This window comes from Gymnodinialimonas sp. JB5-7 (assembly GCF_055693405.1).
This window is the reverse complement of record NZ_JBVFUX010000007.1, coordinates 50,680-69,175: the sequence shown is the minus strand read 5'-3', so window position 1 is coordinate 69,175 and position 18,496 is coordinate 50,680. Positions and strand designations below refer to the sequence as shown.

General features: G+C 54.6%; 15 protein-coding genes and 2 pseudogenes. 2 read left to right on the top strand and 15 right to left on the bottom strand.

Annotated elements, in window-relative coordinates; translation table 11 throughout:
• Nucleotides 1-74: 74 nt before the first annotated feature.
• The 4 genes from ACZ1HK_RS06595 to ACZ1HK_RS06580 all read right to left on the bottom strand — a co-directional run bounded on the left by ACZ1HK_RS06595 (nt 75) and on the right by ACZ1HK_RS06580 (nt 4,880).
• On the bottom strand, nt 75-1,391 hold the full coding sequence (locus ACZ1HK_RS06595; protein ID WP_472628023.1) for a hypothetical protein: 1,317 nt from the start codon (nt 1,389-1,391) through the stop codon (nt 75-77).
• Between the two features lie 171 nt (nt 1,392-1,562).
• On the bottom strand, nt 1,563-3,497 hold the full coding sequence (locus ACZ1HK_RS06590) for a DUF262 domain-containing protein (protein WP_472628022.1): 1,935 nt from the start codon (nt 3,495-3,497) through the stop codon (nt 1,563-1,565).
• Nucleotides 3,494-4,084: a DNA cytosine methyltransferase gene (locus ACZ1HK_RS06585; RefSeq protein ID WP_472628021.1), complete on the bottom strand. Its 591-nt coding sequence runs from the start codon at nt 4,082-4,084 to the stop codon at nt 3,494-3,496. Before ACZ1HK_RS06585 ends, ACZ1HK_RS06590 begins: the two co-directional genes overlap by 4 nt.
• A 22-nt stretch (nt 4,085-4,106) precedes the next feature.
• Complete coding sequence (locus ACZ1HK_RS06580; RefSeq protein WP_472628020.1) at nt 4,107-4,880, bottom strand: DNA cytosine methyltransferase; 774 nt, start codon at nt 4,878-4,880, stop codon at nt 4,107-4,109.
• Between the two features lie 464 nt (nt 4,881-5,344).
• Here ACZ1HK_RS06580 and ACZ1HK_RS06575 point away from each other — a divergent pair, with 464 nt between their 5' ends.
• The gene (locus ACZ1HK_RS06575; RefSeq protein ID WP_461428162.1) at nt 5,345-5,548 is read left to right on the top strand and encodes a hypothetical protein; all 204 of its coding nucleotides are present in this window, start codon (nt 5,345-5,347) and stop codon (nt 5,546-5,548) included.
• Nucleotides 5,549-5,966: 418 nt separating this feature from the next.
• The gene (locus tag ACZ1HK_RS06570; protein ID WP_472628019.1) at nt 5,967-6,473 is read left to right on the top strand and encodes an antirestriction protein ArdA; all 507 of its coding nucleotides are present in this window, start codon (nt 5,967-5,969) and stop codon (nt 6,471-6,473) included.
• A gap of 1,273 nt (nt 6,474-7,746) precedes the next feature.
• Here ACZ1HK_RS06570 and ACZ1HK_RS06565 read toward each other — a convergent pair.
• From ACZ1HK_RS06565 to ACZ1HK_RS06515, 11 genes and pseudogenes are all read right to left on the bottom strand, one after another.
• Complete coding sequence (locus ACZ1HK_RS06565) at nt 7,747-8,622, bottom strand: hypothetical protein (protein ID WP_472628018.1); 876 nt, start codon at nt 8,620-8,622, stop codon at nt 7,747-7,749.
• Nucleotides 8,612-9,523 (bottom strand): hypothetical protein, encoded by a 912-nt coding sequence (locus tag ACZ1HK_RS06560; RefSeq protein WP_472628017.1) that lies wholly within the window; start codon nt 9,521-9,523, stop codon nt 8,612-8,614. The genes ACZ1HK_RS06565 and ACZ1HK_RS06560 overlap by 11 nt, the downstream gene beginning before the upstream one ends.
• A 178-nt stretch (nt 9,524-9,701) precedes the next feature.
• Nucleotides 9,702-10,490, bottom strand: coding sequence for a hypothetical protein (locus ACZ1HK_RS06555; RefSeq protein ID WP_472628016.1), 789 nt, complete (start codon nt 10,488-10,490; stop codon nt 9,702-9,704).
• A 127-nt stretch (nt 10,491-10,617) separates the two neighbouring features.
• Nucleotides 10,618-12,210: a hypothetical protein gene (locus ACZ1HK_RS06550; RefSeq protein WP_472628015.1), complete on the bottom strand. Its 1,593-nt coding sequence runs from the start codon at nt 12,208-12,210 to the stop codon at nt 10,618-10,620.
• Nucleotides 12,211-12,546: 336 nt separating this feature from the next.
• Entirely contained in the window at nt 12,547-13,101 is a 555-nt protein-coding gene (locus ACZ1HK_RS06545) for a hypothetical protein (protein WP_472628014.1), read from the bottom strand.
• A 97-nt stretch (nt 13,102-13,198) separates the two neighbouring features.
• Nucleotides 13,199-13,483 carry an AAA family ATPase gene (locus ACZ1HK_RS06540; protein ID WP_472628013.1) on the bottom strand — a complete coding sequence of 95 codons (285 nt, stop codon included), beginning with the start codon at nt 13,481-13,483 and terminating at the stop codon, nt 13,199-13,201.
• 1 nt (nt 13,484) lies between these two features.
• The gene (locus tag ACZ1HK_RS06535; protein WP_472628012.1) at nt 13,485-14,252 is read right to left on the bottom strand and encodes an AAA family ATPase; all 768 of its coding nucleotides are present in this window, start codon (nt 14,250-14,252) and stop codon (nt 13,485-13,487) included.
• 86 nt (nt 14,253-14,338) lie between these two features.
• On the bottom strand, nt 14,339-15,157 hold the full coding sequence (locus tag ACZ1HK_RS06530) for a relaxase/mobilization nuclease domain-containing protein (RefSeq protein ID WP_472628011.1): 819 nt from the start codon (nt 15,155-15,157) through the stop codon (nt 14,339-14,341).
• A gap of 51 nt (nt 15,158-15,208) precedes the next feature.
• On the bottom strand, nt 15,209-15,610 hold the full coding sequence (locus ACZ1HK_RS06525) for a plasmid mobilization protein (protein ID WP_472628010.1): 402 nt from the start codon (nt 15,608-15,610) through the stop codon (nt 15,209-15,211).
• Nucleotides 15,611-15,972: 362 nt separating this feature from the next.
• Nucleotides 15,973-17,451, bottom strand: a pseudogene (locus tag ACZ1HK_RS06520) (aldehyde dehydrogenase).
• 10 nt (nt 17,452-17,461) lie between these two features.
• Nucleotides 17,462-18,495, bottom strand: a pseudogene (locus ACZ1HK_RS06515) (LLM class flavin-dependent oxidoreductase).
• Between the last annotated feature and the right edge of the window lies 1 nt (nt 18,496).

The window sequence follows — 18,496 nt, the reverse complement described above, 5'->3', positions numbered from 1 at the left end:
CGTAGGCAGGGCGATCGTCAGCGTTAGGGTCGCTGTTGACTACGGCTATCCTAGTTCCAGGATCACCTCCCCGACTAATAGCTCTTCGACCGTCTGCCAATCCGGGAAAATCGCTGGTGGCAAGAGGTCAAACTCTCCTCGATTACGTTGGCGGAGGCACGATATTTTTCAAGCCATTGCGCCCATTGGGCGGGGTCCGCCAACAGTTGTTCCACCAAGGCGTGCGGAAGCCCGGCAATTCCCGCTTCGAGGATCTCTCGAGCTGTCGTTCGATCCGGGGTTCCCGCCCAGATCAGAAGGTCCTCAGCACCCTTGAAGTGGTGCTGGATTGCTGCAGAAGGGTGATACAGCATCGAGTGCGGTGAAGCCGCTTTGGTAAGGGCTTCTTCCTTGGTGTCGAACAGCCTTGCCAGTGCGGACGCTGGGCCGTGCTTGCCAGAGCGGTAAAGGCGGATTGCGCCCGCTACTAAAAACGCTCGGACAGCGTCGGCGAGGTCCTGCTCCATGGAGTTTGTGGTGGGCACGCAAAGTTTGGCTGCCCTTGCGCGGCGATAGAACACCTCACCGCCGGTGTAGCAAGAACGGATCCCAGCCGGCTCGGGGTAAGTCGATGAGCGAGGAGCGTCGAGATTGGCAGGGTCGGCGGTATCTACTGGATGGCCGACGTCAAGTGGCGTGCGAAGAGAGATCAGGAAGTCTCTTGGCGCTAAGGGGTTGTGATCCTCCTGAAGGAGGTTGGCTTGGGGGGTCGCGGTGTACGCGATGTAGGTCGAGAACAGATTTTCAGGCGAACCTTGTGGAGGATCCCAGAGGTTGGCGATCGCACGCGGAATCTGCTTCAGGTTGCCGTAAATTGGGTCTTGCGAGGACTCAACTACGGCATCGAGGATCGAGCCATCGTCGGCCTCATCGTCAAGTACAAGCATTTGGACTGTGCGACCAAGCTCGTTGACTTCTTTAAAAACATTGTCGCGGAGGCTTGCTGCCAAGGCATGCAGATGGTCGGTCTGCTTCATTGCAACAATGATAAGAGGTCTGCCATGACGCAGCCGTGGTCGAACCTGTGCCGACGACAAGCGGTAGGTGGTCGTCAACGGTTGGGTCTGTTCTGACAGAGCGATGCCACGCGGAGGACATAGCAGGCGGCGTTTAATTTTCAGTGCATTTTCCTCGCCTGAGTCCAACTGCTGCACTAACCTTTCGTAAGTCTGACGCCATAGTGAGAGACGGGTTCCTGCCAGTACGACAATAATGTCGATGCCGTGGTCAATGGCCAAGGCCGAGACCCCCAGCATAGAAGCGGTCTTGCCGGACTGAACGGAACCCATGACCAGTCCGGTGCGCGAGCGCCGGAAAGACCACTCTTCGGGCTTTTCCGTGTCGGCGGCCAATATTCCTCGCTGCAAAATGTAACGGGAGTCTCGCCTCAACTGAGGCACGCGCTGTGTCGGTCAAGCCGGTGAGTTGAGCCTTGTATCTCGCCCACCAAGACTCCGCCTCTTGGGGAACAGGTGGATTGAAGTATACATGCTCGACGAGTGGGGAATGTCCTGGCACCGCTCTCAACTCTTCGGTTCGATGAGCATCCGCTGCAACGACGCGTACCCAGAGGTTCCGAATTGCAGACGCACTGCCTCGCCTGCTTGATCAGGGTCGATTTCCAAAAGTTCGAGCAGACTTTTGTTGATCTTGGCGATGTAATCCCACTGGGTTTTGGTTTGAGTCTTTTCAGGGCGTTCCCAGTCGGCGGATTCCTCGCTCGCCGTTCGGATAGCATCACCATAAATCTCGATGCGGTCCTCAATGTCGTCGGGCGAGGCCGCTAAGGCCATGGCTGTGCCGACGAGGGAACCTACCAGTTGTAATTCCTGCCACTTTGCGCCCTTGCCGCCATCCTTGAACTTATCAGACCACAACTCATCGTGCGATGAGTGGAGTTCGACAGCGGTTAGCAGTAGCGAGAACAGATTGGTTAGCGTGGATGCTTGGGCTAGCGGGTGCGACTTGTCCTTCTGAATCGCTATGAGCAATTGGTCGATATTGCGGCTAGTTGATGCCAAGTCTTTCCCGGCGGTGTCATGCAACAAGACAGAGATTACCCACGCGAGTATCTTTGTGCGCTTGTAGCGCGTGTCCCCAAAACCGTAGCTCTTCAAAGCGTCACCTAGCCGGCCAAGATCGCGAATACCGACAAGTGCTTCGGAGATTTTCGCCACATCAGTGTTCGGGTCGGCGTCGCCAGCGGCGGCAAGGGTCGCGCGAGTAAGTTCGACCTCGTGGTAGACCGCGTTTCGGATCTCTTCAGCATTCAGGTGTACGCCTTGCTTGTTGTAAAGGCGAAAGACCTCATGGATCTGAGTTTGAGTGGCCTGAGTATATTCGATTACGGGAACCTTGTATTTCGCCATTCCCCCGAACAATTTGCTGACGCTGGTTTCCTCACCAGCAACAGAGATCACCAGATCCTTAATCTGCGTGAAGTACTTACCGCGGAGAGGCTCAAGGAACGGGCCAACCAGTCCGCCGTCTCCTGTCATTCGCAGTTTGAATGGGAAGTAGTATTCGTTCTCATGCGCGGCCTTCAGTGCGTAACCTTCCAGCGCTTTCCACGCACGACGGAAAGCTGGGTAATCGTCGTTGAACAAATCTGTTAAATTCCTGTCGCCGCGCTCGTCGAGACGTCCCTTATCGTTGAACTTTTTCCCACTATGCCGCGCGGTGACCTCAGCAACCTTCTGCTTGGCAACGGGATGCATTCCCACAAACCGGAGGATTGTGGTGAGCCTCTGCTTGCCGTCGACAACCTCAAATGGCGTGGAAGGTCCGGTTTGCAGCAAAATGATGGATGGCAAAGGGACGCCGCGGAGGATGGACTCCAGCAGGGACTGTCGGTCGCTATTACCCCACACGTCACCACGCTGATACGATGGCGTTAGGTTGAGTGCACTCATAGTAAGTTGGAAGATCGGCCATACATCGGCCGTAGCCTGGACCGGGTCCGGGGGTAACGCTTCCTCGCTCGGGTCGATTTCAGCCCACGCGTCAGCCCACGACTGCGTAGCGGTTCCGCGGCTAGTGCCCTTGGCCTCAAGTTCTTCGAGAAAACTCCCCTGGAGCCTTATGGCTGCCTCCACGCGTTCGCTCAGGCGCTCGAGCGCTCGAAGACTTAACGGTGGGTGGACGCCTTCAGGAGCATGGAGGTCGGATGGTTCAAGATTGAATTCGACGATTAGCGCCTGAAGGAACGGTTCACCGCCCGTGAGCGGGAGGTCCTCGCTGAGGTTCAGCCAGCCTTGAACGTCAGCAAGTTTGCTCATCCACGAGGCAGAGGCGAAGACGACGTCACCGCCGCTGAAAATTGATGAAACCGAGCGAACGCCGTCGGGCGTGTCAGAAGCCTCTGAGAGCGTTGCAAGCCCGTCGGCGATACTCTCTAGGAAGAGAGTTCGTTGGTCTTCCTCGTCGAAGTCGCTTTCGTGTTCGATTTCATCAGTCATTCAGCAGCTCTCAATGGTTCGAGGGCGGAGGTTATGCTCGACGTGGGTTGGACGAGGCCTTGCAACAACCGTTCGGCAATTGCTTTGACAACGCGAGCATTCACTGCGTTCCCCAAGGCTTTGTACGCATCGATGTCGGATCCGGGCAACTGGATACCTCCCAGACTTTGAAGCTCAGCGCATTCAACTGGTGTTATATAACGACGTTCGCCGGCCAGGTTGGCACCGAGGATGGGCACTTGGGTCTGTGTGAAGGAGACGAGACTTGGGGAGGTCGTAGGACGCTTAACCCGTATTCCTGACGCCCGCACCTGTAGCACGAAGTTGTCAATGTCACGGTTCTCACCTTGCGCATTCCATTCCATTTTCTGGAAGCTAGACGGGAAGCTTTCTGGACGCCACTTTGAGATCCAAGGATCGATCCAGTACTGGTTGGCAAGGTAGAATTCGCGATTTTGCCTGATAAAAGTTTGCTTCCACTTCGGGAAGTGAAAATCGCCTTGGCGGTTGGCGTGGCTAGGTATCTTCGAGAGTTGTTCGTCTAGCGGACAATCAAGGGACTGGCCGAAGCTGCCCTTGAAGCCCATCCGCCTAAAACCCCACACAGGTCTACGACCCCAAACTCCAGGCTGGGGTCTCGTCTAGGTAGGGATAGGTTGCTCCGAATTCCATCGACCAGATCGGGAAAGAAGGAAGCTTAAGCGAAGCCGGTGAGCGGCGCAGGAAGTCGCCCCACATGTCAATGGCACGCAGCGTCTGTTCCGGGATGGTGCGGTTAGAATGCTCTTGTTGGCGCAGCACCCACTGGATTTCAGTTGGATCCTTACACTTCGCTGGCCACACAAAATGCTCGAGACCTTTGAGTGATCCGACGAAGTATGCTCGATCTCGCACCTGAGGAATGCCGAAATCATGGGGCGATAGGTGCTCTACGTCCACGGAGTAGCCAAGCTCCTCCAACATGCGAATAATCGTAATCCTGGTGCGGCCGCCGTCGTGCTTCAGGATATTGGGCACATTCTCCAAGATGAAGTGTGATGGCCGCTTGACGCGCAAAATGTCATGTACCTTGAAGAAGAGATTGCCCTGATTTGTGTCCCTAAAGCCCAGTTGGTCACCAGCTTTGGAGAACGGTTGGCACGGGAAACCCGCGGTAAGGACGTGGTGATCGGGCACTTTGAGGGCAATGGTTTCGTCGCTGCTCAACTCATTAAGGTCACCCCAAGCGTCGACACCGAAGTTGACCTTGTAGAGAGCCTTCAGTTTGGGTTCTCTCTCGGCAGCGAACACACCACGCCCATCCAACTTATTGAGTGCGACGTGGAACCCACCCAGCCCAGCAAAGAGGTCGACGAAGCGGAATGCCTCCTCACTAGTTCCCATTATTCAGCCCCCTCCGTCTCTGCCTGATTGGGCGAGATTTCTCATGATTTGCTAAGACTCTCACATACAGCCACTTCATGTAGTATGTCCAATAGTGTGTCGAACTCCACGCGGACTTGTTTTGGGAGATGTTGGCAAAATCTGTGGTGGGCTCGCGGTGCGAGGCCAAAGCTTACGCGTCACGCGTTCGATCTGCATCCGATTGCAGCGCGACATCAAAGCTAGCATTGCACAGTTGTTAACTCGATGACTTGCGAGTCCAACGAAGGTCCGGAATCCGCCGTTTCTCCTTCAGAAAAAAGAACATGATCACACGCTTGTATGCAGATCTTGCTCTGATGTACAATTTGTGTTCTTGATATGTTCCTATTTGTTCAACGCGTACTGAGTAAGGAGTTTTTATGAATGCAGATAGTAACCAAGCACACACTACCGAGGCGACGCCCAGTCTGAAGCGTCCGTTTATGCTGGCCTATACGGTCAAGCCAATTGATGACGGTCGTAAAGCCATCTGGAGCAAGATTGGCGCGGCATGGTCCCACAAGGATGGCCAGGGCTATGAGGTGCGCATGGATGCGCTGCCCGTGGATGGCCGCATCGTGTTGCGGACCGTGAAAGACAGTGATGCAGATCAGACAGGTGAAGTGCTCGGGCGCACACCGGATTAGATCGACTAAGTTTACTGCGTAGGGAGGGCCGGCCAGTGGGCCTGCCCCTTTTTCGTTTGGGTGCTTCCGCTCTCGGGAGGCCGTCGGTTTGAGAGTTGATCACTGGTGTTCAGTTGGGCGTCCCCGGCCGCGCCGGTCAGGCTCGCGCACGCTGAGCCGATGCCCGTCTCATCCCTTCGGGCGTTGATCCTTGACACAGTGTTGTCAGCCTTTGGCTGTCTCTTTCTCCTGTTGGGGCCTGCGGCCCATCGACCATCAAGGCCAAGCCTTCGGTGAGCCTCAGGGACCGTGGCTCAGGTGTCCCGCCCTGCGCCCGCACCATCCCTGACGCTCAGCCATGACAGTCTCCCCCGCTCATTGCCGCGTGGCTAGTCGGGTTGCATGCGCAACCCGTTTTTCAATTTGAAGGGAGAGACACATGACAATTCGATTCCATGCCCAACCCTATGACCTCGCAGCGACTGGGTTCTATTTCGCAACAGCAGAAGAATTCACGACAAAGGCCGCTGCCCTGCGGAACGACTACGGCGAGCCTGTCGAGGAGTTTGAGATCCAGTTCATTGACGGTGACGCCATCGACTGCGATCTCGTCCGCGCCGTCTGTCTCAATCAAACCAATCTCGCGCAGGTGCTGGAGGCCGCTGAAGATTGGGACGAGCACGAGATACGCGTGGTGATCATCGCGGTCGGCGAGTGCGGCTATGCGTTTGAAGCCAGCACCCAGCCCAATGACTTTGACATCGAAATCTATGAGAGCCGCTCCATGCGCGATCTCGCCAAGCAGTTTGTGGAGGACGGCCTTTTCGGTGACATCCCCGAGCATCTGCAATTCTACATCGATTATGACGCCATCGCCCGCGACTTGGCAGTGGACTACGCCGAGGTCGAGATCGGCGGCACGTTCCTGATTTACCGCAGCGCTTGAGAGGAGTGCAGCCTAAGCCGATGTCGAGAATGGGATGCCCCGCCATATGGAGTTTCCGATGCAGGGCTATCGCGGCGAAGATCGCATCGTAGCCAAAAGGCAATGGGACGCCGTCAAGGCACACCTGCCGCCAGACCAAGCCAACAAAACAGATTTCTCGCGTCCTCCGGGCGGTCTGTCCCTACCATCAGCGTCAAGAAAGAACGCGCGGTTGCCCTTGGGCGTCAACCGCGCCGCTCTTACGCGAATAGAATGCAGAACATCGCTGGCGGACCTTCGTTCTGCAGGGCTTGAAGCGACGGCCTTGGGGTAAACCTGCCATTGCCAAAAGGTCCGCTCTGGGGATCTGAGAAAAGGACTGGCGAGATAAACTAATCAGCGAATTTTCGATCAAAAGGGGATTGCTCGGCTCCAATTAGTATTCGACTTTTGCTGAACTTTTTGCAAGATGGGCCACTGAGCGCTGGTGAATATTGGAGGAATCAATATGCAACGCTGCAATCACTTTCAAACGCAATCCAGGTTGGTGTCCGGATCATGATGAAATGCAAGCAGATTCGAGATTCAACTACACAGTTGAGCATACTTTTTCAGTCAGTGACGTTTCTATTCAGAATCCTATTTGCCAATTTGTGGAGTTGATCAAATCGCCAAGGATCGTAGTCTGCGACACCATCGTATTCTGAAAACAAGCGTTCAAGTGTGTTCGCATCTTTTGGAAACCATAGTTCGCTGTCCCGCAAAATCAGCAAACCAACGATACAATACCTAAACATCATCTCTGAGCAAATGACCCTAGGCTCTTGTGCGCGCCCACCTTCAAATTCTCTCCCAAGTCTGAGCAGAAATCGATCACCAAAGTCGGTTGCCTCTATTATTCTTAACAGCGCGATACGAAGGCACGTAAGAGAAACTGTATTCGCGCCTGATTGGTTCTCAATTTGCCGGAATTTCGAAATAACGGCAACTTGGATTACGTTTGTTGCGGCACTTACAGAAGTTCCGTCCCTTGTACCGCTCGAAAACAGTTTCTCGCGAAAAACCACCTCAACTGACTTAGTGTCTTCGTGCTCATTGTTAGAACTAACGAAACTATTGAACTGCGTTTGGACATCTCGATAGTCATCGTTGCAATAGTCACTCTCGTTGTTTCGGCGCGCAAAGTAATAGGCACTAAGGCTCAGCGCTAACCTCTCGTTCTCGAAGCGAACGTTAGATATACCGAGGGCAGGATTGGCTCGACAATCCTCAAGGTACGCACGTTCGGCGATGTCTAGAAAATCTTTGGCTTTTCGTAAATCATATTCCCTGCGGGCTTTGACCCTTCGAGCGACACTACGTAAGAAATACCCTCTCTGCCACTGATGTTGCTGTCCGCTGCTTTGCTTCGCTGAACGACAATCGGGGATCCCAAGCGCTTTGATCGTTCAACAATTGCAATCGCACTTGCAGCGTGCTCTTCAGCGACTTCCCACCGATCAGCCGACGCCACAACTGCGCCCAAGACAAGGTACTTCAGATAGAGTTCCAGTCGATCGTCGCGCTCTTCTTTTTCCAAACCAGAGTCGTAGCAGTCTCGCGAAATTTGTTCGAAGTCTGACTTGAAGTCCTTGGGGGATCTGTAGATTCTAGCCGGCGCTGCGAGCTTTCTAAAGATTGCATCCGTGTGAGGGAGACTATCAAACATTAAGTCGGGCGGGTTTCTTGATCCATTGATCTGAGCGGACATCAACGCGTCTGCACCCATATCAGAGAATACAACGTTTGATCTATCTCGCTCTCTAGATAGGGTCTCAGAAATTAGATTTTGAAGCCTAATCCAACTGAAGTGCTGGCCCCTATACTCTTGAATAACCTTGAGCATGTCGGATCGAAGTCGTTTTTGAAGGGAGCCATCTTCATCGAAGCGTTCCAAGAATCTATCTGCACTGGAAGCATTAGTGGAAAACGTAATCCACTTTTCATACGCTCTTTGAATATCGTCGGTCTCAAGATAACTAGCGAATTTCGAGTTGCTATGCGCCAGACTTCGAAGAGTGGATTTCCTCTCAAGTTCAGCATCACTTTTGAATGCAAGTAGGCCTGAAAAAAGTTCTGGTGGGCGCATGACTCTCAGGTTGGGATCGTTCTCTCCAACTTCATCGATCATCGAGATCTGTCAGAGACCAAATATGGTGGATATACAGGTCGCAAAATTCGCTTACCCGTATTTCTTGACCAAAAGCAGATATTAGGTCCTCATTCTGCCCAAGGTTACTAACGAGCGCACGATCTCCGGTGACCAGAACAAATCGAATTCCACTGTTTGACTCTGGGTTGCTGAAATTCAAGGCTGCAAGTTGAGCCAATGCCTCCGCATCTGACCTAATTCTCTCCGGCTTTCGGTTGGCGCCTCGAAATTTCTTGATTGTATTCTCAAAGTAGTCAGCCAGCCAACTAGCTTCAGTAGATTTCATATCGGCTTTCGGTAATTTGAATTCTGTATTCTTCCCCCTCCAGTCCTCCGGTTGCAGGAAATCTAGCACATCAAAAACGCCCGAATAAGTGCTGTTCAGTTCGTAGTAATTGTCCCATTCTCTGACAGCAGCATGCCTCGAGCGGCTTTTTTCAATTAATCGTCTGGCGAGTGATATCGAAAATTGTCCTACGTTGTTCTTAATAAGCTCAATGGACCCCGGATCGTCCAACTCAGCCCGTAGCAGTACAAGAGCAGCCTCGACCTCACTTTTTTGCCGACGCTCAATGTGAGCAATGTCGTGTCTTGTAACGACATCGACCTCATCCCGTACGATCCTAAAAACCTCCAGCGTTTCGTCGTAATGGCTGGATAGTTGATAAATTGGATTGGATCTTTCCGCGTTCATGAGCAAGGCACGTCGTGCTAATAGTCGGGCAACCGCTTCACTCTGTCGTTTTTCGTTGCGGGAAATTTCAGATGCAAGATTGTCCAATTCTGATGCCAATGGACGTAGTGGCAAAATCTGCCCAAGTCCATTCCCTTCGCGGTTTTCATCCGCAGGCCCTGTCTTCCAAGGAGCACAATAACTCATGATAATGTCTGTGTCGAAAACGTATACTATCTGCCGACAGACGTCTTTAACTCGAGAATCTCGAGCCCAACGTCTTAGATCTGCCGCCTTTTTACCCTCTAACCTAGCAAATGCAGCGTTTCGTATTAGCTGATTTCGATGCTCCCACTCACTTCTTGGTCTGGAGGTTATGCGCATCTTATTCAGTGTCCATCGCAAGCTTGGCAAACTGACTTTTTCTTTCGTGTGAGTTTTCTCGTCTCGTTCTTAACGCAGATTTCGCTCGATCTTTCAGTAAGGTTGGGCCAGACGTCAATGCGGCAAATGATCGGGTCAGCAGACCTTGAACACTACTATTGAATTCGGAAATATCTGTTTGTGATAAGAAGCTCAAATTTAGGTTTCTCAGAATGGCAATCATCGGCACCACCGCATAGTGGCTCTCTTCAGCGGCACAAATGATACCGATCGCAAATCCTGCTTCATCGCGAACTAATGCACCATTCATGGTCAATGCATTTCTTGGCGCATCGTGCCTTATTTTCAGGCGCAGTACCGGTGTAGCTTCTACTGTGATCTGACTTGAACGAAAGCAGAAAATATCATAATGCGACAAAATCGCACCGATTTCCAGCCCATCAATATACCCAGCCTTACCAAAACTGTTTGATATCCCGAGGGTGGGAAAAGTATTGTCGTCAGCAGCAAATTCTTCGCTTAAATGATCGGATGGCAGGATTTCAAAAGTTGAAACTAAAATATCACTAGAGAATTTTGCACCTTCCACTGCTCTTGCATCGGGAAATCTTGGCAGCGCATGTCCAAGTATTATATCGTTTGAAGAGATGATCGCAGACTCGGAATTATCACCCAAAAGCCATCTAGTTGTCACCGCCTGCAAGCGCCCGTTTGTGTCCTTGAGCACAATCGATAACCGAAATTCAGCATCAATTTTCGAACTCTTTAGTATCGATTGCGGTGTTAACATTCAAAACCTACCCACAATTTGAGATGCAGTCTGTGTCCGCGATTTCTCTGAAAGCACAACTGGTTGACCAAATATTTTTCGTTCAATGCCGCCAAGTGACCGTAGTAGGTCACTATTGGGCTTGGTTTCAGGCAGAATCGTATACAACTTGAAACGCCCAGTCTCTTTCTCCTCCCTGATCTGTAAAATCAGCGCCCACGCAATTGAGTTTTTCCTTTGCAAACCTGTCGACTAATGCTAAATTTTTCGTGGCTATGTGATGGCCGAAATTGGAAGGGTTTCTCCCTGCCAGATCTCTGTCTTCGGGGCTAAAAAAAGTCTCTATATCTGCAAACGAGTCAATGGCGATGCTTGACAGGATAGACATCATCGCAGTTTCGCCGTTGCCAAAGCATTTTGGAGAACCCGTACCATTCTTATTTGCTATATCTCGTGCTGGTATGTAGGGACCTAGTCGAACAAGCAGATGTTTCTTGGATTGTTCGTCGTACGGCAAGGCTTTCCATGCTTCGATCTCTTCGTGGGTTTGGTCTCGCGTGGCGAGTTTTTCAAACACAACTCTCCCAGTAGTGATCAGATAGGCTAGTAGTATCTTGTTGATAGGTGCTGCGGTCGGTTCGAACGGTGTTTCACTAAGTGACTTAAGCTTCGGGATGTGGAGGGCTTCGTCCTTGGGCAGAAACAGTGCCTCGAGGGTGTTGGAGATTTCTCCACCCAAACGTATGTTTTTTTCTACGAAATTCATGTAGAACGTTTCTTCTTGCCTACTAAGGTCCGAAATATCAGTGCCTTCAGGACGCGCAACCCAAAGCAGTGCGGATATACTGCTTTCGTGTTCGACAATATCTATCTCGAATGTTGAAAGTTCGTCCGGTAGATCGGGGCCGGTTTCGCCGTCCGTGGTTCGCGTGGACATGGATTGATACATTCGAGATCTTAAAGAGGAGATAACCGACAAGGGAATACTCCAAAAGTTGTCCTTTGTCTTTGCCCAAACTCTTACGAGATCAAGAAGAGCACCGTCACCGGTGCCGTAGAGGAGAATTTCCTTACTTAAGATCGACATGTGGACTTCAGAAATATCATCATCCCAGTATCCCGAGAAACCATCTCCGGTGAATATCTCCCTTCCGAAGCCTGTAGTCATGAAGCAAAGATCGCATTCGACGTCAGGCCGCCCTTCAAATGCTAACCTAACTATTCCATCTTTTTCAGATACCGAAGTGCATTCGTGATTTTTGTGCAATAGCGTTGGATCGATTTTATAGCCCTCAAACTCATCCCGTAATTGAGACAGTACGTTTGGGGCTTCGTCGGCATACCAGTTCATCAACGGGAGGTTTGTGAAGTTTCTCATCCCATCAAGAAGAGGCCAGCGATTATAATTTGGGTGAACGAGCCTGTGAGAGGCATTTCTTTGGAAGTTTAATAGTTCGCCTGACTTTTCGTATAATTCAGCACGTATCTCATGTTGCCATAGTGAGTTGAGGAGTGTGCACCCTGCCACGCCACCGCCTAATATGACGATACGCTTCCTTTGTAGTTCAGTTCTGTTTACCCGCCGCAATAGCGACTGTGCGAGGTTAAGTGCGCGAGTTTGTTGAAACAGGAAACCAGATCTGTACCCAAATGGGCCTATAGTATACGTGCTTCTCAGCCCGGGTACTCTCGAAGTACGCAATACAAGCTCTTCAAGGTCCCTCTTTGTCTTTTCAATCATTTGTTCGCAAGTACTCCCCCTAGGCTGTATAAGTCGCATGACCACATCTGTCACCAATTTTTGTTTCTGCAATTGATGGCACTAGTGCGGGCGAGGTATCCCTCTCAATTTCGGTGGTTTGTAGGAGCTTTCCACGCTCACCTGGCAAGAAGATGGAGCTTAGGAGGTAATGCTCTCGGAACCGTCGCTTACAACACGGCTTCCTGCTAAGATTACGGTCATCGAGTTTGGACTGAACAGAAAAACCAGGCATTCACAGCACGCTGGTTAATGTGCAATTTGGACTCATTCCCGGCATTCGCCGCGCTTTGCGTTTGTGGCCGCTTCCGTGCTCCATCACCCCATCGACGGCCCGCTGTGGTCAGGTCTTCTGGTCTGTTCGCGCGTGTGGTGCTGACTATGTCCCCATCGCGGCTGGTCTTGTCGGCTTAGGAATAAGCGTAGATTGTCTCGGTGGCGCGTCATGGCAACATAGGCAAGGTGACGGTCCATCGACCGGGAGCCCAAGACAAGGGCCTGGTCGACTGTGGCGCCCTGGGATTTGTGGATGGTGACGGCATAGCCATGGTCGAATTTGGTGTATTTTGTGGGGTCGAATGTGACGTGCCGTTTCTCGTCGCCGTCGAGAGCGATAGTGACTTCGTTCTTAGACGCAGAGAGCACCGAACCCAGCATGCCGTTTTTGACCCTGAGGTCTTTGTTATTCTGGCCGAAGACCATGCGGTCGCCCGCCGCAAAGTTGCGCGGGCCAGTTGCGGTTTGAAGCATAGTTTCTGGAGACGCGTCGGGGCCGCGTAACGCGCTGAGGATTGATTGGTTGAGTGCGTGCACGTCCTTGCGGCGATGCGCAAAGGCCAGTCGGGATTGCTCAGGTTTCGCGGAAGCATCCATCACATAGCTTTCAACCAGCGCGTCGATGGCATCGTCTCGGGCTTGCGTGCGCGTTACGCAGCCATGCTGGTCGTATCGCTCGACGGCCTCATGGATATCACCTGCCGCCAGGCTCCTTCGATGCGGCCCTCTGCCAATCCTGCGTTTGCCGGTAGATCTCTTTGAGCGCTGCAGCGCCATGGGTTGCGACCACATCGCGGAACGGCGTTCCGGCCTCGATCGGCTGCAGTTGATCGGGGTCTCCCACCAGTACAAGCTTTGCGCCAATCTCATTCATCTTTTCCGTGACCCGCGCCATCTGCCGCGTGCCGATCATACCGGCCTCGTCGATGATCAGCACATCATCTTTGTTGATGGGCGCATTGCCGTTCTCCCAAGACATCTCAAGCGAGGCTAAGGTTCGGCTTTGAATGCCGGACGAGCCTCTGCAACCCGTCTGCCGCTTTCCCAGCTAGGGCTGCACCATGGACCTTGATGCCCTGCCGTTGCCATGCATCAGCGGCCGCCTCCAGCATCGTGCTTTTGCCCGCACCCGCCAGCCCAACGACAGACGCCAATCGTCGGTCACTCAGAACATGTCGGATCGCCGTTTGCTGTTCATCACTCAGTGTCCCGCCAAACGCGCGTTTCATCTTGGCGTTCGTGGCCTTCACTGCAGCGCTCACATGCTCTGACGCAACGCCATGGTCTCGAGAAGACGCCATCTGCGCTGATGATCTGGCGAGCGATTGCTCAGCTTTCTGGAAGTCGCGCGTCGTATAGTGGGGAACACGGTCACTGGAGAGACGTACGGCTTCGGCAGATGTGAGCGCACGATCCGCCAGACCAGTCAGGTCTTTGGGATCATCAAAGTGCTTAGCCAGTTCTCGCAGCACGTCAGTGCGTTTGAAGGTGGCTTTGGTTTTGGATATTTCAGCAAGAATGAGATCGGGGCGTTGTTCAATTTGGCGCTTTGAGAGGGGTGCCTGTTCTGGCTCTTCGATCAAAAGCGATTTGGGCTTCCGGAATTGCGGGCCGATGGCCCGATCCAGCGCTCTACGCTCCGTCAGATGCGCGTCGATTAGCGTCTGTTGTTCTTGCCGGTCGCGTTGTTCTGCGATCTTTGCGGCCAATTCTACTGCGGCAACGGTCGTGCGCCATTGTCCTGTCACGCGCAGGAATGCAGGCTCGCATGCCCTTCGGCATCTGAGCTTGTCGTTCCAGCGCCCGCCGCGCGTCTTGAACTCTCAGCAAGTCTTCACGCGCGAACCGCTGGCGCGCGACCATCTCTTCGCGCTTCAACGCATGCTGCGGGTTGGGCTGCAGCTTTTCTGGTCGCCGCAAGTCTTGGGCGCACGCCCGAACCTCTTCGACCGATGGCAGGCTCTGCTTCCGGGCCCAACCGCCGCCGCATCTCCCGCGCCTTTACCCCGCACCAGCGCGAGAGCGACCAGACCTTGCCATCCGCATCGACAGCCACAAAGCCGCGACGATCCCCACGGGCGAGCGCAAAGCCTTGCTCTTTGAGGGCGACAGCAAAGGCCGCACCGCTGTCCGAGTTCTCCCAGCAAGCTCGGAACATCGCCTTTGTGGTGGCACGATCCCGCTTCAACCGCTTGGCTTGCTGGCTTTCGCCCCGGTTGGTGTTCAGTGGGTTTCGATCTTCATGGTTGCGGAAGCCGTCCGGCAAATCCCAACCGTGCTCCAGGAAGATCTCCCGACTCAGCCCCGTGAGTTTGCGTTTGTAATGCGAGAGGTTGATCGCCTTCATCTGCCCCGCGTCGATCTTCGACCAGACGGCATGGGCATGGCGGCGACCGTCCTTTTCGTGGAACACAACGGCTCGGGGCTGACCTTCGAGACCGAGACGTTTTTCGACCTGCGCAATGGCTGCCTCGAATTGATCGACCGACACGCTGTCAGATGGCGGCGGGTTGAGCGACAGCGAGAACAGATATTTGTTGCATTTGGTAGCGCCCGAGATGGCCTCGGCTTCCGCAAAGGCACCGAACAGATCATCCGCGACAAAGCCGTCGATGCCATGCAAACGCACATGGTCATTGTCGCGCGGGTTCATCAGATGATGTGCCAGGCTCCGCGCCGTAAGCTCGTTCGTTGCCTTTAAGGATCATCTGGTGCCTATGGACTTTGGTCGTTTGCCAAGCGCCTCCATCAGCAGGCTGCGAATCGCGAGAACATGCTCGTAGGCTTCTTCAATCTGGGCCCGTTCGGCCTCGCCGATTCCCAAGATCCCGAGATTGGCATGGTGCGCGAGTTGGTTCAGATTGCTGGCCACGCGCGACTGACCAAGCAGGGCCAGAGCCTCAGCAGCCGCCTTCTTATCTGCCTGTGCGTCCAAGGGCCGGTGTTTGCGCAGCTTCGCATCTCCGGCAAACACGCAGGCCCGGATATAAGCGCTGAGCGTCATGCCCGCTGCAAGTTCTTCCAGCCGCGCCCGCTCTTCCTTCGTTAGCCGGAGCGTCAAAGGCGAGATCGCCGTGCGCGGGGCAGGCCGCTTGTGTTCCGCCATCCTTGCCTGTGTCGAGACACTCTGGAACTCTTTCGACACCCCACTCATGGCGACGGCTCCAATCCCGGAGGCGCCACTGCTGACGGGCCGCCTCCATCCAACCCGTCACGCGTCTCAGACGCCTCATCACCCTGATCCGCCAGCACAGCAAGCCTGTGGATAACTTCTGGTTCAGCCCGAAGAATGCTTGTCCATTCCCCTAATTCTGACAGGATCAATCCGCACTCAGAGGGTTCTAGGTTTGTCCTCTCCGGTGCACCAATCATTCCTGGATTTGCAAAGCAGAATTCGAACGTCGGTGGACGTTTGAAAGGGTTTGATTGCCCTGAGCCCTTACGAAGGGCCTTTGCCCTGAACGTTCATCACCGCATCACAAATGGATTCGCCATCGGTGCATCAGACGTGTTGATCCACGTCGTCTTGGTGCGCGTGTAGTCGAGGATCGCCTCCAGCCCGGCTTCGCGTCCGTAGCCGGACTGGTTGAACCCGCCGAACGGCGCGATGGGGGAGACTGCGCGGTAAGTGTTGACCCAGCAGATGCCTGCTTTGAGGCGCGACGACACGCGGTGCGCGCGGGCGACGTTTTGAGTGAAGACGCCCGAGCCGAGACCGAAGGGTGTCGCATTGGCGATGGCGATGGCCTCGTCCTCGGTGTCGAAGGGAAGAAGCGACATGACAGGGCCAAACATCTCGACTTTCAGCGTTTCGGTGTCAGGGCCTGCGCATTCCAAGAGGGTCGGGGCCATGTAGTTACCGGGGCGGTCCAGTGGTGCGCCGCCGAAGCGGATGGTTGCGCCTTGGGCTTGCGATTTGGCGAGGGTGGCCGTGATCGTTTCAACCTGCGCGTTGGTGCAGAGGGGGCCGATATGGGTTGTGGCTTCCAGCGGATCGCCGACATTGACGTTTGCCATTTTCTCTTCGATCTTTTCCGCGAGCGCGTCGAGGATCGGGCGGTGGATCAGGCCACGCGATCCGGCGACGCAGCTTTGGCCGGAGGCACCAAAATTGCCTGCGATCAGGCCATTGGCCGCGCCGTCGAGGTCGGCGTCGTCGAAGACGAGGATTGGGGATTTGCCACCGAGCCTCCAGCGTGGTGACGGCGAAGTTTTCGGCTGAGTTTCGCACGACATGGCGGGCGGTTTCCGGGCCGCCGGTGAAGGCGATGCGGTCCACGTCGGGGTGGCGTGTGAGCGGGATGGCGCAGTTTTCGGCGTCACCTGTGATGACGGAGACGACGCCGGCTGGGAAGCCTGCGGCCTCGATGAGCTTGGCGAATTCCAGCATCGGGGCGGGCGCGATCTCAGACGCCTTCAGGACGACGGTGCAACCGGCGGCCAGCGCAGGGCCGAGTTTCGTGGCAGTCAGGAACATCTGCGCGTTCCAAGGCACGATGGCCGCGACCACACCGATGGGCTGGCGGGTGGTGAAGACATGCATGTCGGGTTTGTCGATAGGAAGGACCGCGCCTTCGATCTTGTCGGCGAGGCCCGCATAGTAGCGGTAGTAATCGCCGACGTAAGCGGATTGGGAGGCGGTTTCAGCCAGCAGTTTGCCGGAGTCCGTTGTCTCGATCCGCCCGATGTCCTGCGCGTGTTCCTCTATAAGATCGGCTAGTTTGTAGAGTAGCTTGCCCCGCGCGGTTTGGGTCATTTCGCGCCATTCCGGCGCGTTCAATGCGCGGCGAGCGCTCGCGATGGAACGGTCGACATCCTCTGGCGCGGCGCAGGCGAAAGTGGCCCAAGGCTCACCCGTCGCTGGGTTTTCGGAAGCCATGGTCTGACCGCGCGCGCCTTCCGTCCATTGGCCGTCGATGAAGAAGTCTGGTAATGCGGCTGGCTCATTTGCGATCCCTCAGGCAAAGGCGGGCATGACGTCGTCGATGAAACGACGCAGCGAGGCCTGTTTTCGCTCAGAGGACATGCCGCTGTCGATCCAAAACGAATATTCGTCGTAGCCGAGGTCTTCGTAGCGTTTGATCTGGTCGATGACCTCCTGCGCCGTGCCGATGGTCAGGTCGCGGGCCATGTTTTCGGGGGCCATCATCTTGTTGGCTTTGAGTTCGTCGTCGGAAAGCGTCTCGATCAGGCCTTGGGTGACCGGGCGCTTGTTCTGAAACCACGCACCGAAGTAGCAGTAGAAACGGGAGAGCTCGTTTGCTGCGAGGCCGACGTCGTCGGCGTCTGATCCCACGTAAGTGTGGTGCAAGAGCATGATCTTAGGGCGTTTTCCGCTGTAACTGTCGCAAGCATCGTTGAAGCGGGACATCAGCGTCTCGATCTCCTCCATGCCCTGCCAGAGCGGCGTGACCTGGATGTTGAACCCGTTGTGGACGCCGAATTCATGGCTGTTGGGATCGCGGGCTGCGATCCAGATGGGCGGGCCGTTTTCCTGTGCGGGTTTGGGGGCGGAGGTCGTGGCGGGGAAGCTGAAATAGTTGCCCTCATGGGCGCAGTCGCCTTGCCAGAGTTGCGGGAGAAGGGGGTGACTTCGCGCATCCGCAAGCCCGCCTCCATCGCATCCATGCCGGGCATAAGGCGTTCGTATTCATAGGAATATGCGCCGCGTGCGATGCCCAATTCGATGCGGCCCCCGGTGAGCATGTCTGCCGATGCGGCCTCTCCGGCCAGTTTGATCGGGTGCCAGAAGGGGGCGACGATGGTGCCGGTTCCGAGGCGGACGTTCTTGGTGTGGTGGGCGAGGTCCACCAGCGTCAGGAACGGATTGGGCGCGATGGTGAAATCCATCCCGTGATGTTCGCCCGTCCAGATCGCGCGCATCCCGCCGTCGTCGGCCATCTTGCAGAGCGTCAGGAATTCCTCGCGAAGCAGGTCCTGCGGTTGGTCGGGGCTGATCCGTTCCATATGGGCGAAGAGGGAGAACTCCATG

Bases quoted from the DNA above. Each gene is read 5' to 3' on its own strand.
- ACZ1HK_RS06590 (WP_472628022.1), bottom strand. From the start codon at position 3,497: ATGACTGATGAAATCGAACACGAAAGCGACTTCGACGAGGAAGACCAA.
- ACZ1HK_RS06585 (WP_472628021.1), bottom strand. From the start codon at position 4,084: ATGGGCTTCAAGGGCAGCTTCGGCCAGTCCCTTGATTGTCCGCTAGAC.
- ACZ1HK_RS06580 (WP_472628020.1), bottom strand. From the start codon at position 4,880: ATGGGAACTAGTGAGGAGGCATTCCGCTTCGTCGACCTCTTTGCTGGG.
- ACZ1HK_RS06575 (WP_461428162.1), top strand. From the start codon at position 5,345: ATGCTGGCCTATACGGTCAAGCCAATTGATGACGGTCGTAAAGCCATC.
- ACZ1HK_RS06570 (WP_472628019.1), top strand. From the start codon at position 5,967: ATGACAATTCGATTCCATGCCCAACCCTATGACCTCGCAGCGACTGGG.
- ACZ1HK_RS06565 (WP_472628018.1), bottom strand. From the start codon at position 8,622: ATGATCGATGAAGTTGGAGAGAACGATCCCAACCTGAGAGTCATGCGC.
- ACZ1HK_RS06560 (WP_472628017.1), bottom strand. From the start codon at position 9,523: ATGAGTTATTGTGCTCCTTGGAAGACAGGGCCTGCGGATGAAAACCGC.
- ACZ1HK_RS06555 (WP_472628016.1), bottom strand. From the start codon at position 10,490: ATGTTAACACCGCAATCGATACTAAAGAGTTCGAAAATTGATGCTGAA.
- ACZ1HK_RS06550 (WP_472628015.1), bottom strand. From the start codon at position 12,210: ATGATTGAAAAGACAAAGAGGGACCTTGAAGAGCTTGTATTGCGTACT.
- ACZ1HK_RS06545 (WP_472628014.1), bottom strand. From the start codon at position 13,101: ATGGATGCTTCCGCGAAACCTGAGCAATCCCGACTGGCCTTTGCGCAT.
- ACZ1HK_RS06540 (WP_472628013.1), bottom strand. From the start codon at position 13,483: ATGTCTTGGGAGAACGGCAATGCGCCCATCAACAAAGATGATGTGCTG.
- ACZ1HK_RS06530 (WP_472628011.1), bottom strand. From the start codon at position 15,157: ATGAACCCGCGCGACAATGACCATGTGCGTTTGCATGGCATCGACGGC.
- ACZ1HK_RS06525 (WP_472628010.1), bottom strand. From the start codon at position 15,610: ATGGCGGAACACAAGCGGCCTGCCCCGCGCACGGCGATCTCGCCTTTG.